Below are 13,634 nucleotides of genomic sequence, written 5' to 3'. Positions count from 1 at the left end.
CCGGTGAAAAGCTCCTGAAATGGAATGGCGCGACGAGGGAATCATTCTCGGCACCCGCAAGCATGGCGAAACCAGCGCCATCCTCGAGGTGATGACGCGCGCGCATGGCCGTCATCTTGGCCTTGTTCGCGGAGGCCGTTCGCGCAAGCAGCAGCCCGTGCTCCAGCCCGGCAATCGCGTCGACCTGTTGTGGCGTGCGCGCCTTGATGAACATCTCGGCACCTTCCAGGCTGAACCGATCGAGATGAACGCGGCCCGGTTGATGGACAGCGCCGTCGCCGTCTACGGCTTGCAGACCATGGCCGCGCATCTGCGCCTGCTGCCCGAGCGCGACGCCCATGGCGGCCTCTACGAGGCGCTATCGGTGATGATCGTCCATCTCGACGATGCCGATGCCGCCGGCGAACTGGTAGCGCGTTTCGAACTCCTGATTCTCGATGAACTCGGCTTCGGCCTCGATCTCAGCCAGTGCGCCGCCACCGGCACGCGACAGGACCTGGCCTATGTCTCGCCGAAGTCGGGACGCGCGGTATCGCGCGAAGCCGGTTTGCCATGGCGCGACAAGATGCTGGCTCTGCCGGCCTTCCTGCAGCGCAGCTCCGGCCTGCGCGCCGATGCGGCTGATGTCGGCGACGCCTTCCGGCTGACCGGCTTCTTTTTCACCCGCCACGTCTATGAGCCGCGCGGCATCGAGCCGCCGGACGCTCGTACCGGCTTCCTCGCCGCCTTGCGCAAGCATCAGGCGCGCGGCAAGGCCATAGCTGGCGAGGCCGCAGCCAGAGAAATCATCACATGAGCGAGGTCGAACTTTATCCTGGCCGGGTCTCACCGCTCGGACTCGGCACCATTCCGCACGCCGACATCCTGAAATACACCGGTTTGGAATTGCTGCAGCGCATCGTCGACGGCAAGTATCCGGCGCCGCCGATTTCCTTTCAGCTGAATTTCACTCTCACCGAAGTCTCGGACGGGCGCGCTGTCTTTCGTGGCATGCCGAGCGAGCGCCATCTCAATCCGCTGGGCAGCGTACATGGCGGCTGGGCGGCGACGCTGCTCGATTCGGCACTGGCCTGTGCCGTGCAGACGCTGCTCGACAAGGGCGAGGCCTATACGACGGCGGAGTTCAAGGTGAATTTGACGCGGCCCATCACGCCGAAGACCGGCGAGGTGGTCTGCGAGGGCAGGGTTGTTCACAAGGGCCGCACGTTGGCGGTGTCGGAAGCGACGCTGAAGGATGCTGGCGGCAAGCTGCTGGCTTTCGGCACCGAAACATGCTCGATCTTTCCGGCCGCCAATCTGGCGGCGCGTTGAGTTTTGTGGCCGTTTGGCCGCCGCATTTGAAATGTCAGTACGACGAAAGTCAGTGAAAACTGGCCTGGTTTGGGGGAACCGCCATGTTTGAAAGCCTGATCGGCCTTGTCGCCATCATCGCCTTGTTCGTCATCATTTCGCGCCAGCAGAGCCGCATACGCCTTGTCGAGCGCGAGCTTGGCGCGCTGCGCAGCCTGGTCCTTTCCGGTGCCGTGCCGCCTGCGGCCAAGCCCTCCGAACAAGCCACGCCCGACGACGCGCCCACCGCTGTGATTCCGGCCGTTGCGGCAGCGGCCGACATTCCCTCGCCAGCAATAAGCGAGCCGGTCGCCGCACAGGCGCCAGCCATGGAAGCGGGAGCCCCAATCGGTGAGTTCGTGTCCGGGCCATGGGCGCCAAGCGAGCCGAAGGCAGCGGAACCTGCCGCGCCTGCCGCAGCGGCGAAAGCCACCCGCCAGTCCGATGTCGAAACGGCGCTCGGCACCCGTTGGGCGGTCTGGGTCGGCGGCATCGCACTGGCGCTGGGCGGCCTGTTCCTGATCCGCTACACCATCGAAGCCGGCATTTTCGGTCCCGGCGTGCGGCTGGCCATGGCCGGAGTGCTCGGCCTGGTGCTGGTGGCCGGCGGCGAGTTCATCCGCCGCACCGGCTTCAAAGTGCCGGTGCAAGGCGCCGCCGGCGCCTATATTCCGGCGATCCTGACCGCAGCCGGTGCCTTCATCCTGTTCGGCACCGTCTATGCCGCGCATGGCATTTACGGCTTCATTGGCCCGGCACTCGCATTCACTCTGCTCGGCATCATCGGCGTGGCGACGATCGCAGCAGCCCTTGTCCATGGCCAGGCGCTGGCCGGCATCGGCCTTGTCGGCGCCATGGTGACGCCGGTGCTGGTCGCCTCGCAGGCACCGAATCCCTGGGCGCTGTTCGGCTATCTCGCGATCGTGCTCGCCGCGACCGGCGTCATCGCCCGCATGCGCGACTGGAAATTACTGATGGCGGCCGCCTTTTTCGGCACCGGTGTCTGGACGATCCTCTATATGACCGATGCGCCGGGGGCGAACCTCTCGGCCATCCTGTTCGTCGACGCCGTCACGCTGGCTGTGCTCGCCCTTGTCTGGCTCGCTCGCCGTGGCGACGAAACCGCGCCAGCCAGGGCTTTCGACTGGCCGTCCATCATGCCTGGCCTGTTCGTCGCATTCTCGGCGCTGGGCCTGTCAGTCGATCCGGCCTTCGCTGCCGCCGGCTACGCCTTGCCGGGCGCCGTGGTGATCGCCGCGATGGTGGCGGTCGCGCTTTATCGTCCGCTGGCGCTGCCGCTCGTCTACGCGGCCGGCCTGGTCACGGTGCTGATCTACCTCGGCATCATCCCGCCAACCTCGATCGCTTCCGATTTTCCGGGCGGTGCCCTGGGCGTCGACGGACTGCCGGTGGCCACGTCCAACGCGCTGACCTTGCGCATCGGGATTGGCCTCGGCCTGGTCTTCATCGGCGCCGGCTTTTGGGCGGCGCGCAGGTTTGCCGCCGGGATGCAAATCCGCGCGGCCTCATGGGCGGCGTGGGGCGTCATCGTCCCGCTGGTCATCCTGCTGGCACTCTGGTTCACCTTCGGCAATCTCGACCGTGACCTTGTCTACGCTGCCGCAGCGGCACTGCTGGTCGTCATTTTCGCCGCCGGCGGCGAGTGGATCGCGCGCGCCGAGGAGCCGCCGCTCAAGGGCGGTCTCGCGGTGTCGTTTGCCCTGGGCGGCGCGGCCATCGCCGGGCTCCTGCTCATGCATATGGCTTTCGATTCCGGCTGGACCACCATCCTGCTCGGTGCGGCGGCCATCGTGCCGGCGCTGGCCACGCGCTGGCGCGTCTATCCGGTGCTCGGCTGGATTTCGGTCGGCGCGGTGATCGCGGTGCTTGGCCGCGTCGCCTTCGACCCGACCATTGTCGGCGCCGGTTTCCTGTCGACGACGCCGGTGTTCAACTGGCTGCTGCCGGGCTACGGCGTGCCGGCACTGGCCTTCGGCTTTGCCGCCCGGCAGCTCGCCCGCACCACCCCCGCACTGCCAGTAGCTGGCAATGGCCGGCCGCGCCTTGCCATGGAAGCGGCTGCGGCTCTGTTTGCGCTGCTCACGCTCGCCATGCTGGTGCGCCACGCCATGCACGGCGGCGTCATCGACATGGGTGCCATGACGCTCGCCGAACAGTCGATCTACACGCTGATCGCCATCGGCGCCGGCGCCATCCTGGTCGCCATCGACATGCGCTCGCCAAGCGCGGTGATGCGCTATGGTTCGATGGCCGCCGGCGTGGCCTCGGTCGCCTTCATCGTTGTCAGGCATTTCGTGGTGCTGAATCCTTTGCTTACCGACGAATCGACCGGCCAGATCCCGGTGTTCAACCTGTTGTTCCTCGCCTATCTCCTGCCGGCGGTCGCCGCCGGCGGGCTGGCGCTCTACGCTAGGGACAAGCGGCCGAAATGGTATGCGCAGATGCTGGCCGTGGTGGCTGCCGTGCTTGCCTTCGCCTATGCCACGCTGTCGGTGAGGCGCCTGTTCAAGGGCGAGTTCATCGGCCTGTGGAGCGGGCTTGGCCAGTTGGAAACCTACACCTACTCGGCACTCTGGCTGGTCATCGGCGTGGCGTTGCTCACCGCCGGCGTCTGGCTGAAATCCCAGGTGCTGCGCATTGCCTCCGCCGCGCTGATCGCGGTCGCCGTGCTGAAGGTCTTCATCTTCGATATGTCGGAGCTGGAAGGCGTTCTCAGGGCGCTTTCCTTCATCGGCCTCGGCGCCGTGCTGATCGGCATCGGCCTGTTCTACCAACGGCTGCTGACACGGGCTGCGAGGGAGGCGTGACGTTCGCTATCTCCGGACGCCACGCAGGCGGCGTTGCGTAGCCGCCTCTTGATGAGGGCCGCAATATTGCGGACGAAGGCTGGGCTGAAAGAACCGATCGGCTTCGTCGAGACGAGATCGTAAGCTTCGTCAAGCTGAACGTGGTTGTACTCGTCGAGGATCAGCCATGACGGGAAGTCGAGACCGCCCCTGCGGCATTCCATTTCGCTAATAGCCATATGTACGCGGGACTGGTCGGACTTTTGCGAGGTGACCGGGAATAGGAACAATGCGGCAGGGTGCGGTCGGCGTTCTGACTACGATGCAGACGGGCCGCGCCTTGCGGCCGGATTCCTCGCCGTCGTCAGCCGGGCGCGCCCACAGATAGTAGTATCGAGCAAATCGCCGGGCCTAAGCATCCGGCTTGTCGCCGTCTATGATGGACTCCAATCCGGACATCAGTTCATCGTGAACTTCATCCGGCGCGTCCTCCAGCGTGTAAGCGGGGGCACGAGGCGAACCGATGAGTTGCCGGTATTGGCTGGCTGACAGAATGACCAGTTTCTCTTTCCCGCGCTTTGTAAGAGCGACAGGTTCGATCAGCGCCGTTTCAAGGATTTCCCCGGACACGCGGTTCATGTCGGAGAAAGTGAATTGCTTCATCCCGTGGCCTTTCTACGTGATTCACCTATTATACCTATTTTACGTAGTTAGACAATCGAGTTGCCGCTGCCTTCGGTTCGGGAATAAACCAACTTTTCATATCGTTATCTCATCGCTTGGGTGACCGGGGCGGCGGACCGCTTCGCGCTGGCCGCTTGCGCCGCACCCGGAAGGCGCGTTCAATCGGGATCAACAAGGGCGACCTCGAAACCAGCGGTCATGGACGAAAAGAAGGCAGCAATCCTTGGCGAAATACCGCGCCTGCGCCGTTACGCACGCTCGCTTTTGCGCGACCGCGACGCTGCCGACGACCTTGTCCAGGATTGCCTCGAGCGGGCACTTGTGCGGCTCGACAACTGGCAGACGGGAGAAAGCCCCAGGAGGTGGCTGTTTACGATCATGCATCATTTGTTTATCGATCAGATGCGCAAGGTGAACCGCCGCGGCGAGGCGGCGATGCTGCCGCTGGAGGCGGGCGAGGCCGTGGCCCAACCTGCGGAGCAGGTGGAGAGCATAGCCTCGCGCGAGATCATCGATGCGTTGCAGGCGATCAGCCCTGACCGCCGCGCGGCCCTTGTCATGGTCGCCATCGAAGGTTTTTCCTATGCCGAAGCTGCCAACATTCTGGGTGTCCCGGCCGGCACGCTGATGTCGCGAATTGCGCGCGGGCGTGAGGAATTGCGCGGATTGCTGGACGACACGGCGCGCCGCCGCGCGATAAGGATCGTGGAGAAATGATCCGCCGCGACTTTTCCGAACGTGACATCCACATGGCGCTCGATGGCGAGCTGCCCAGCGATGAGCACTCGGCTTACGATGCCTGGCTCGACGCCAATCCCGAGATGAAGGCCAAGAGCGCCCGTTTCACCGCCGACCGGGCGGCGCTGCGTGCCGCCTTCGCCGACGTGCTGGATGAAGCCGTGCCTGCGCGGTTGCGCAAGGTCGTGCTTGGCGAGGTGCCGGTCAAGGCAGTTGTGCCACGCTCACGCTGGTGGTTTGCCGCTGCTGCCGCCGTGCTTCTGGTCGTAGGCGGACTTGGTGGCTATTTTGCCGGCATCGACGGCATCGGCCTGGAGGATCCGGCGGAAGATCGGCTGGCTGAGCAGGCAATCGCGGCCCATGTCATCTATGCCGCCGAAAAGCGGCATGCCGTCGAGGTGCCGGCCAGCGACAAGGACCATCTGCAGACCTGGCTGTCCAACCGGGTAGGGTTGAAGCTGGTGGCGCCCGACCTGACCGCCGACGGATTCCAGTTGGTCGGCGGCCGGCTGTTGCCGGCAGGCGAGAGCAAGGCCGCCATGCTGCTTTACGAGGACGGCAATGGGCAGCGTATATCGCTGTTCGTCACCACGGAATCGACGGAGAACGCCAAGGGGACCTATGCGTCGGCACAAGACGGTCCCCAGGCCGTCTACTGGCTGGACAAGGGCTATGGCTGCGCCGTGGTCGGCTCCTTGCCGCGCGAGCGGCTGGCCGAGGTCGCCAGGAGCGCCTACACGCAACTTGTGAACGGGCTGGCAAGCTGAACGGCATCGCTTTTGCCGGTGCAGTCGATCCGCGAATGCTGGTCCGGCCGAAGGACCTTTTGCGCCCGTCGGGCCGGCGTCGGATTTGTCACAATTCGGCCCTAATCGAGGTGCGATAGCGCTTGATGAATGCCGTCGCATCGCCCCGAAAATTGGAAACGGTTTTTGGAAACACGAGGCGAAGATTCAAGGTGGTGGAGCGGACTTTGTGCGCCCAGGTGGACGCCGGTTTTCCCAACGCCCTGGTTGGCGTCAAGGACGTGTTCGAGTAGGGCCATTTCCACCATCAATCGAGGTTTTCTGAAGCCGCATGCCTGCCGAGATCCGCACGGCCCGCGCGTCTGACGTCGATGATCTCGCCGCCATTGAGAAAGCTGTTTTCTCAAGCGACCGTATTTCCCGCCGCTCCTTCCGCCTGTTCATCGAGCGTGAAACCGCCGAGACGCTGGTCGCCGAGGTCGATGGCCGCCTTGCCGGCTACGCGATCGTGCTGTTTCGCAAGGGCAGTGGCGTGGCGCGCCTCTACTCGATTGCGACCAGTCCGTTTTTCGGCGGGCTGGGTGTCGGCCGCATGCTGCTCGAATCCGCCGAAGATGCCGCCTTCGAGCACGACCGCATGATGCTGCGTCTTGAAGTTCGCGAGGACAACAGCCGCGCGATCCGCATCTACGAACAGGCCGGTTATCGCAAGATCGGGCGCGAGCCCGGCTACTATGAGGATGGCGAAACGGCACTTCGCTACGAAAAGACCTTGCGGGGCGACATTCCGATCGCCACCAAGGTGCCGTTCTATCCGCAGACCTGCGAGTTCACCTGCGGCCCGTGCTGCCTGATGATGGCGATGGCCAATTTCGATCGCGGCTTCGTGCCGGATTCGGTCATGGAAATCCGCCTGTGGCGTGAAGCGACGACCGTCTTCATGATGTCGGGTCCCGGTGGTTGCGAGCCGTTCGGCCTCGCTGTCTCGGGCTACGAGAGCGGGCTCGCGGTGGAGATCTACGTTTCCTTCTATGGCGCGTTGTTCCTGCAATCGGTGCGCAGTGAGGACAAGCGCAGGGTGATGGAACTGGCCCAGGTCGACTTTCGCCGACGCGCGGAACTTTACGGCATCCCGGTGAATTACCGTGCATTCACAATCGACGATATCCGCGCTGCGATCGCTGGGGGAAAGCTGGTGCTGGTGCTGATCAGCGGCTTTCTGATGTTCGGCAAGAAGGTGCCGCACTGGGTGCTGGCGATCGGCGATGACGGCGACCATATCCTGATCCACGACCCTTGGGTCGAGGATGAAAGGCAGGAGACCATCCTTGATGCAGCCAACATTCCCGTGCCTTACGGCATCTTCATGAACATGGCGCAGTTCGGTCGCGATGGATTGCGTGCCGCCATCACTCTGGGAAAGCGTGACAGATAATGACCTGGGTCATCCTTACCGGCAGGCAGAGCGATCTCGATCAGGTGGCGACACCGCACAAGATCATCACCAATCGCGACTATCTCGCGCACCCGTCATTGTTTCGCGGCCAGCGGCCGAAGGTCATCAACCTGTCGAACAATTACGCCTACCAGAGCCGCGGCTACTATGCGTCGCTGCTGGCAAGCTCGCGCGGCCACAAGGTGATCCCGACGGTCGAGACGATGATCGACCTGTCGGAGCGCAAGCTTTATGAGCACGCGCTGCCGGAACTGGAGCTGGCGCTCAACAAATGCCGCAAGGATCTCGGCGGCGCCTTTCCGCAAAAGGTCTGCATCTTCTTCGGCATCGGCCCGTCGAAAATCTGGGACCGCTTCGCCAAACTTCTGTTCGACTGGTTCCGCGCGCCGGCGCTCGAAGTCCACATCAAGGACAACGCCGAATGGGCCTCGATCCGCAAGATCGGTTTCCATCCGCTGGCGCGCATGACCGAGGACGAGGAAAAAAGCTTCATCCAGTGCCTGGAGACCTACACCAACCGGGAATGGCGCGACACCAAGGGCCGCACGCCGGCGCGCTACACCTTCGCCACGCTGGTCGACCCGCATGAGGAATTGCCGCCCTCGGAGATCTCGTCGCTGCGCTATTGGGCCAAGATCGCCGAGAAGATGGGCGTCGAAATCGAGCCGATCACCAAACGGGACCTCGCCAAGCTCGCCAATTACGACGCGCTGTTCATCCGCGAGACGACTTCCATCTCCAACCACACCTATCGTTTCGCCCGCCGCGCCCAGCAGGAAGGCATGCCGGTGATCGACGATCCGCTGTCGATGATCCGCTGCACCAACAAGGTCTATCTCAACGAGCTGATGGCCTACAACAAGGTGCCGGTGCCGCCGACGGTGATGATCGCCGGCACCTCGGATCTCGAACTGGCGGCGCAGACACTGGGCTTTCCGCTGGTGCTGAAGATCCCGGATTCGTCATTCTCGCGCGGCGTCAAGAAATGCGCCAACTTCGAGGATCTGAAGACGCTCGCCACCGAATGGCTGGAGGATTCCGACCTTCTGATCGCGCAGAAATTCATTCCGACCGAATATGACTGGCGTGTCGGCGTGCTCGGCGGCCAGCCGCTGTTTGCCGTGCACTATCTGATGGCCAAGAAGCACTGGCAGATCGTCAACCACAAGGCCACCGGCAAGCCCGACCAGGGCGGTATCAAGACCTTCACGCTGAAGGAAACGCCGGCGCATGTCGTCGAGACGGCAGTGAAGGCGGCGCGCTGCATCGGTGATGGGCTCTATGGCGTCGACCTCAAGGAAACTAAGGACGGCGTCTTCGTCATCGAGGTCAATGACAACCCCAACCTCGACCATGGCTGGGAGGATTCCGGCGAGAAGGACGATGTCTGGGTGCGGCTGACGCAGTGGTTCCTGGAGCGGCTGGACCGGCCGGGGCGGTAATTTGATCGGGGAAAAGATGCTGTTCATCGTGATCGAGGATTTCACCGGCTGCGATCGCAAGGAGATCTACCGTCGCTTTCGCGACCGGGGTCGCTTGAAGCCGGACGAGCTTCTCGTGCACCACAGCTGGATCGCGGCGGACATGAGCCGCTGCTTCCTGCTGGTGGAGACCGATGACGTCACGCTGCTGCAGCGTTGGGTCATCGAATGGGCGGATCTGGTGGAATTCGAGATCATCCCCGTGGCGACAAACAAGGACATGGCAGAGGCATTGAGCGGGCACCTCTGATCATCGCCGCGTGTCACGTCAACGCAGTGCCGGCGAGCCGACTGCGCGCCTGCACTCGTCGATCAGCCACTGGCGAAACGCCCCCACGACATCGCGCCTGGCGCTGCGCTCCGGGATCGTCAGGCAATACGGCTGGCGCAGCTCCAGTGCCTGGGCGAGGGGCCTGACAAGCCGGCCCTCTTCCAGCGCCTCGGCACAGTAGATCCCTTGCGCCAGCGCCACGCCCAGTCCCGAAATGGCAAGATCGAGTGCGGCGCGCGATGAGTTGGCCGAGAGGCCGCGCTGCGCTGCCCGGCCGGGTTCGATGCCGGCCGCCTCGAACCAGTTGTGCCAGGACGGAAAGGACGCACCGGTCGGTCCCCAGCCAGTGTGGATGAGCGGCAGGCTGGCGAGCCCTTCGGGTTTGATCGTGCCGGTCAGCCCGGGCACACACACGGGATAGGCCGCGTCCTGGACGATATCCTCGGTCGGGTGCTCGCGATAATGCGGCCCATAGGAGAGCCTGATGTCGATCAACTCACGGTCGAACGGCACCGGGTCGTCGTCGCCTCTGAGCGATATGTCGACGGCGCCATGGCTTGCGACAAAACCCGCCAGACGCCTCGAAAGCCAACCCATGGCCATGGATGGCGGCACCGACACCACAAGGCGCGGGCGGAACGCATCGCCGCCCAGCTGGCGCGCGACGCTGCCGATCTCCTGGAAGGCCATGGTCAGCCTAGGCAGCATTTCGACGCCGGCCTCGGTGAGGACGACGCGCCGGTTGACGCGATGGAACAGCTTGCGGTCCATCTGCTCCTCGACGGTGCGGATGAGCTGGCTCACGGCGGCGGCTGATACAGAAAGCTCTTCCGCCGCCCCCGCAAAGCTGCCTGTACGGGCCGCGGCCTCGAAGGCCTGAAGTCCTTTGAGAGAGGGAAGTGCGACCATGATCACCGAATAGATAAGCTCAACTTGTCTAAATGGCAGAAATCGTCATTTTTGGAAAGATTTTTCATGCGCTACAGTGGATTTCATCAAATCCCAGCCTGGATCGAAGCCCGTGGATCATCGCGACGTAATTTCATCGTTGACGCAGGAAGAGCGCAACCGGCTGACCGCCAAGTCTGATGCCGCAGGCGTCGTTCAGCTTGCCGCTCATTGGGGTGCGATCGCGATCTTCGGATCGCTGATCGCCGCCAAGGCGCCGTTCTGGCCGCTGCTGATGCTGCCGCAGGGTATCCTCATCGTGTTCCTGTTCACGCTGCTGCACGAGACGGTTCATCGTACGGCTTTCGAAACGCAATGGCTGAACGATGCCGTGGCGCGGGTGTGCAGCCTGGCGATCGCACTGCCGGCGGACTGGTTCCGCTACTTCCACTTTGCCCACCATCGATACACGCAAGATCCCGACAATGACCCGGAACTGGCGTTCCCCAAGCCGGAGACATGGCGGCAATACCTCGTCCACATATCCGGCATTCCGTTATGGTGGGGGCACCTCAAGACGCTTTATACCAACGCGGCGGACCGTGGTCGCGAAAGCTACGTTCCGTCAAAGGGCTATGATAAGGTGCGCATCGAGGCGCGCGCCATGATTGCCTTTTATGCCGTAGTCATTCTGCTGGCCGTTTATTTCCGGCTCACCGTGCTTCTCTATGTCTGGATACTGCCGGCCTTGCTCGGCCAGCCGTGTCTGCGCCTCTATCTCTTGGCCGAGCACGGCCGTTGTCCGTTCGTCGCCAACATGCTGGAGAACACCAGGACCACGCTCACCAATTGGCTGGTTCGCAAGCTGGCGTGGAACATGCCGTTCCATGCCGAGCATCACGCCTATCCCGGCGTGCCGTTTCATCAACTGCCGCAGTTTCATGCGCTGATCGAGCGGCATTTGAAGGTGGTCGAGCCGGGCTATGTCAGCTTCCACGGCAAATATATCGACACGCTGCGTTGATGGTGGCCGACTTCAGCCGGTCTGGCTGTGCAACGCACGGGATTTCAACAGACGCTGAATATCGGCCGCATTTGACGGCACGCCGATCAGATAGCCCTGCGCCTCGGTACAGCCATTGCCGCGCAGGATGTCGAGCTGCGCCTCGGTCTCGACACCCTCGGCGGTGACAGTGATGCCAAGCTCGGCACCCAGCCCGATGACGGTGCGCACGATCGCCGCGGTGTCGCGATTGCCCAGGTCGTGGATGAACGAACGGTCGACCTTGATCTTGTCGACAGGAAAACGCCTGAGATAGCCGAGCGACGAATAGCCGGTACCGAAATCGTCCAGCGCGATGCGGATGCCGAGTTCGCGCAACTGCCGCAGCGTCCTTAGCACCGCCTCGCTTTCATCCATCAGCACGGTTTCGGTGATCTCCAGTTCCAATCGACCGGCTGGCACGCCGGAGAAAGCCAGCGCCGAGATGACGCTGCGGGCGAAGCTGCCGCTTTTAAGTTGCACGGCCGAGACATTTACCGCGACGCGCAGGCCGGCGGGCCAGCGTGCCGCCGCCGTGCAGGCTTTCCTCAGCGCCCATTCGCCAAGCGGCACGATCAATCCGGTTTCTTCGGCGACCGGAATGAAGCTATCTGGCGCCACGGTGCCGCGTGTCGGCGAATGCCAGCGCATCAAGGCTTCCGCGCCGACGATCTCGCCGGAGGCGATGTTCATGATGGGTTGGAAATCGAGGTCGAACTCCTGGCGTGGCAGCGCGGTCTCAAGGTCGACCTCCAGCGCACGCCGTGCCTGTACCATTGCGTCCATTCCAGGTTCGAAGAAGCGATACAGATTGCGCCCTTCGCTCTTCGCCCGGTAAAGCGCTGTATCGGCGTTCCTCAGCAGCGTGTCGGCATCTCCGCCGTCGTCGGGGAAAACCGCGATGCCCAGGCTGATGCCGATATGCATCTCGCGGCTCTTGTCGCGGAACGGTTTTCCGATTGTCTCGACGATGCGCTTCGCGAGTTTTTCAGCATTGGCAATGCCCTTGAAATTGAACTGGATGATGACGAATTCGTCGCCGCCGAAGCGGGCAACGACGTCGTTTTCATTATGAAGGCAGCGCTGCAGCCGCTCGGCCACGCTCTTCAGCAGCCAGTCGCCGGCCGGATGTCCCCAAGTGTCGTTGACCGCCTTGAAGCGATCGAGATCGAGCGAGAAGATCGCCAGCGGCGTGGCCGCCATGTCCTCCAGCGCAAGGTCGAGCCGCTCGCGAAACATCGAGCGGTTGGGCAGTCCGGTCAGCATATCGTGATGCGCAAGATGGGTCATGCGCTCTTCGGTACGGCGACGTTCGGTGACGTCGTCAAAGGTCGCCACCCAGCCGCCGCCGCGCATCGGCTGGCGGGTGACCAGAATCGTCCTGCCGTCGGTAAGATGCCGATAGGCTGAATGCATTTTTTTCGCCACCAGGCAGGCCTCGGTCTTGGCGACTTCGCTGTCGACATCGATCTTCGTATAGATGCCGAGTTCCAGCAATCGTTCGAGCGCGTCGCGGTGGGTCGTTCCAAGCGGGAAGTCCGCCGCGGTGACGTTGTAGAGTTCTAGGAAACGCCCGTTGCGCACGATCATCTTGCCGTCGGCGTCATACATCAGCAGGCCTTGCGACATGTTGGCGAGCGCTGCGTCGAAGCGGCGGTGCTGCTCCTTGAGATCCTCTTGCGCGCGGCGCTGCTCGGTGATGTCTTCATAGATCGACACCCAGCCGCCCAGAGCCAGTGGGCGGTGCGAGATGCTGACGATGCGGCCATCCGACAGCATCTCCTCGTAAGTCGAGGGTTTGGCCTGGTCGATATAGGGCTTGCGGATGGCGTAGAGTTCGTCGGCGGTTTGCGAGGCGACGCCGATGTCGACGCTGTGGCGCAGGATGTCGAGGAACCGGATGCCGGGGCGTATCACCTTGGCGTCGAGGCAAAAGATGTTTAGGTAGTTGCCGTTGCAGATGATCATCCGCTCGTCGGCGTCGAACATGCACAGGCCATGCGACATGTTCTCGACCGCGGCCGAAAAACGTTCATTCTGTTCGCGCAGTTCGTCTTCCATGTGGCGGGAGCGGTCCATGCCTTCGGCCTCCCGTTTCGGGACGGCCGAACCATCTTTGGCATCAGCGACGGGCATGAGCGCGCCTGCGAACCGTGATCGAACGCGCTACTGTGGCCCCGGCCGGTTAATTT

At 63.2% G+C, this 13,634-nt stretch carries 12 protein-coding genes; 9 read left to right on the top strand and 3 right to left on the bottom strand.

The genetic code is table 11. The annotated features are described in order from the left end of the window. Positions 1-19 precede the first annotated feature (19 nt). From recO to LB558_RS32490, 3 genes are all read left to right on the top strand, one after another. Positions 20-796, top strand: a complete 777-nt coding sequence (gene recO, locus LB558_RS32500) for a DNA repair protein RecO (RefSeq protein ID WP_224701458.1) — start codon at positions 20-22, stop codon at positions 794-796. After that, positions 793-1,311 (top strand): PaaI family thioesterase, encoded by a 519-nt coding sequence (locus LB558_RS32495; RefSeq protein ID WP_224701456.1) that lies wholly within the window; start codon positions 793-795, stop codon positions 1,309-1,311. The genes recO and LB558_RS32495 overlap by 4 nt, the downstream gene beginning before the upstream one ends. Before the next feature lie 83 nt (positions 1,312-1,394). Then, a complete protein-coding gene (locus tag LB558_RS32490; protein WP_224701454.1) occupies positions 1,395-4,157 on the top strand; it encodes a DUF2339 domain-containing protein in 2,763 nt (920 codons plus the stop codon). Positions 4,158-4,547: 390 nt separating this feature from the next. On the opposite strand, the gene LB558_RS32485 is transcribed toward LB558_RS32490, so the two are convergent. Beyond that, positions 4,548-4,799: a type II toxin-antitoxin system prevent-host-death family antitoxin gene (locus tag LB558_RS32485; protein WP_224701452.1), complete on the bottom strand. Its 252-nt coding sequence runs from the start codon at positions 4,797-4,799 to the stop codon at positions 4,548-4,550. 219 nt (positions 4,800-5,018) lie between these two features. On the opposite strand from LB558_RS32485, the gene LB558_RS32480 reads away from it, so the two are divergent. The 5 genes from LB558_RS32480 to LB558_RS32460 all read left to right on the top strand — a co-directional run bounded on the left by LB558_RS32480 (position 5,019) and on the right by LB558_RS32460 (position 9,491). Next, a complete protein-coding gene (locus tag LB558_RS32480) occupies positions 5,019-5,537 on the top strand; it encodes an RNA polymerase sigma factor (protein WP_013532577.1) in 519 nt (172 codons plus the stop codon). Continuing rightward, positions 5,534-6,325, top strand: a complete 792-nt coding sequence (locus tag LB558_RS32475; RefSeq protein ID WP_224701450.1) for an anti-sigma factor family protein — start codon at positions 5,534-5,536, stop codon at positions 6,323-6,325. The genes LB558_RS32480 and LB558_RS32475 overlap by 4 nt, the downstream gene beginning before the upstream one ends. 310 nt (positions 6,326-6,635) lie before the next feature. Then, positions 6,636-7,739 (top strand): peptidase C39 family protein, encoded by a 1,104-nt coding sequence (locus tag LB558_RS32470; protein WP_224701449.1) that lies wholly within the window; start codon positions 6,636-6,638, stop codon positions 7,737-7,739. Beyond that, on the top strand, positions 7,739-9,202 hold the full coding sequence (locus tag LB558_RS32465) for a RimK family protein (protein WP_224701447.1): 1,464 nt from the start codon (positions 7,739-7,741) through the stop codon (positions 9,200-9,202). Before LB558_RS32470 ends, LB558_RS32465 begins: the two co-directional genes overlap by 1 nt. A gap of 16 nt (positions 9,203-9,218) precedes the next feature. Further along, positions 9,219-9,491 carry a DUF3303 domain-containing protein gene (locus LB558_RS32460; protein WP_224701446.1) on the top strand — a complete coding sequence of 91 codons (273 nt, stop codon included), beginning with the start codon at positions 9,219-9,221 and terminating at the stop codon, positions 9,489-9,491. A gap of 18 nt (positions 9,492-9,509) precedes the next feature. Here LB558_RS32460 and LB558_RS32455 read toward each other — a convergent pair whose 3' ends face one another. Then, positions 9,510-10,421, bottom strand: coding sequence for a LysR substrate-binding domain-containing protein (locus tag LB558_RS32455; RefSeq protein ID WP_224701444.1), 912 nt, complete (start codon positions 10,419-10,421; stop codon positions 9,510-9,512). A gap of 112 nt (positions 10,422-10,533) precedes the next feature. Between LB558_RS32455 and LB558_RS32450 the strand changes: the two genes are divergently transcribed. Further along, the gene (locus tag LB558_RS32450) at positions 10,534-11,424 is read left to right on the top strand and encodes a fatty acid desaturase family protein (protein WP_224701442.1); all 891 of its coding nucleotides are present in this window, start codon (positions 10,534-10,536) and stop codon (positions 11,422-11,424) included. A gap of 12 nt (positions 11,425-11,436) precedes the next feature. On the opposite strand, the gene LB558_RS32445 is transcribed toward LB558_RS32450, so the two are convergent. After that, complete coding sequence (locus LB558_RS32445) at positions 11,437-13,521, bottom strand: putative bifunctional diguanylate cyclase/phosphodiesterase (RefSeq protein WP_224701440.1); 2,085 nt, start codon at positions 13,519-13,521, stop codon at positions 11,437-11,439. Positions 13,522-13,634 lie beyond the last annotated feature (113 nt).

This window comes from Mesorhizobium sp. CO1-1-8, from assembly GCF_020164875.1.
GTDB lineage: Bacteria > Pseudomonadota > Alphaproteobacteria > Rhizobiales > Rhizobiaceae > Mesorhizobium.
Note: the sequence above shows the minus strand (reverse complement) of the source record. Positions and strands in the feature narration are given on the sequence as shown.

Excerpts from the sequence above, each read along its gene's own strand:
- recO (WP_224701458.1), top strand. The coding sequence starts at position 20 with ATGGAATGGCGCGACGAGGGAATCATTCTCGGCACCCGCAAGCATGGC.
- LB558_RS32495 (WP_224701456.1), top strand. The coding sequence starts at position 793 with ATGAGCGAGGTCGAACTTTATCCTGGCCGGGTCTCACCGCTCGGACTC.
- LB558_RS32490 (WP_224701454.1), top strand. The coding sequence starts at position 1,395 with ATGTTTGAAAGCCTGATCGGCCTTGTCGCCATCATCGCCTTGTTCGTC.
- LB558_RS32485 (WP_224701452.1), bottom strand. The coding sequence starts at position 4,799 with ATGAAGCAATTCACTTTCTCCGACATGAACCGCGTGTCCGGGGAAATC.
- LB558_RS32480 (WP_013532577.1), top strand. The coding sequence starts at position 5,019 with ATGGACGAAAAGAAGGCAGCAATCCTTGGCGAAATACCGCGCCTGCGC.
- LB558_RS32475 (WP_224701450.1), top strand. The coding sequence starts at position 5,534 with ATGATCCGCCGCGACTTTTCCGAACGTGACATCCACATGGCGCTCGAT.
- LB558_RS32470 (WP_224701449.1), top strand. The coding sequence starts at position 6,636 with ATGCCTGCCGAGATCCGCACGGCCCGCGCGTCTGACGTCGATGATCTC.
- LB558_RS32465 (WP_224701447.1), top strand. The coding sequence starts at position 7,739 with ATGACCTGGGTCATCCTTACCGGCAGGCAGAGCGATCTCGATCAGGTG.
- LB558_RS32460 (WP_224701446.1), top strand. The coding sequence starts at position 9,219 with ATGCTGTTCATCGTGATCGAGGATTTCACCGGCTGCGATCGCAAGGAG.
- LB558_RS32455 (WP_224701444.1), bottom strand. The coding sequence starts at position 10,421 with ATGGTCGCACTTCCCTCTCTCAAAGGACTTCAGGCCTTCGAGGCCGCG.
- LB558_RS32445 (WP_224701440.1), bottom strand. The coding sequence starts at position 13,521 with ATGGACCGCTCCCGCCACATGGAAGACGAACTGCGCGAACAGAATGAA.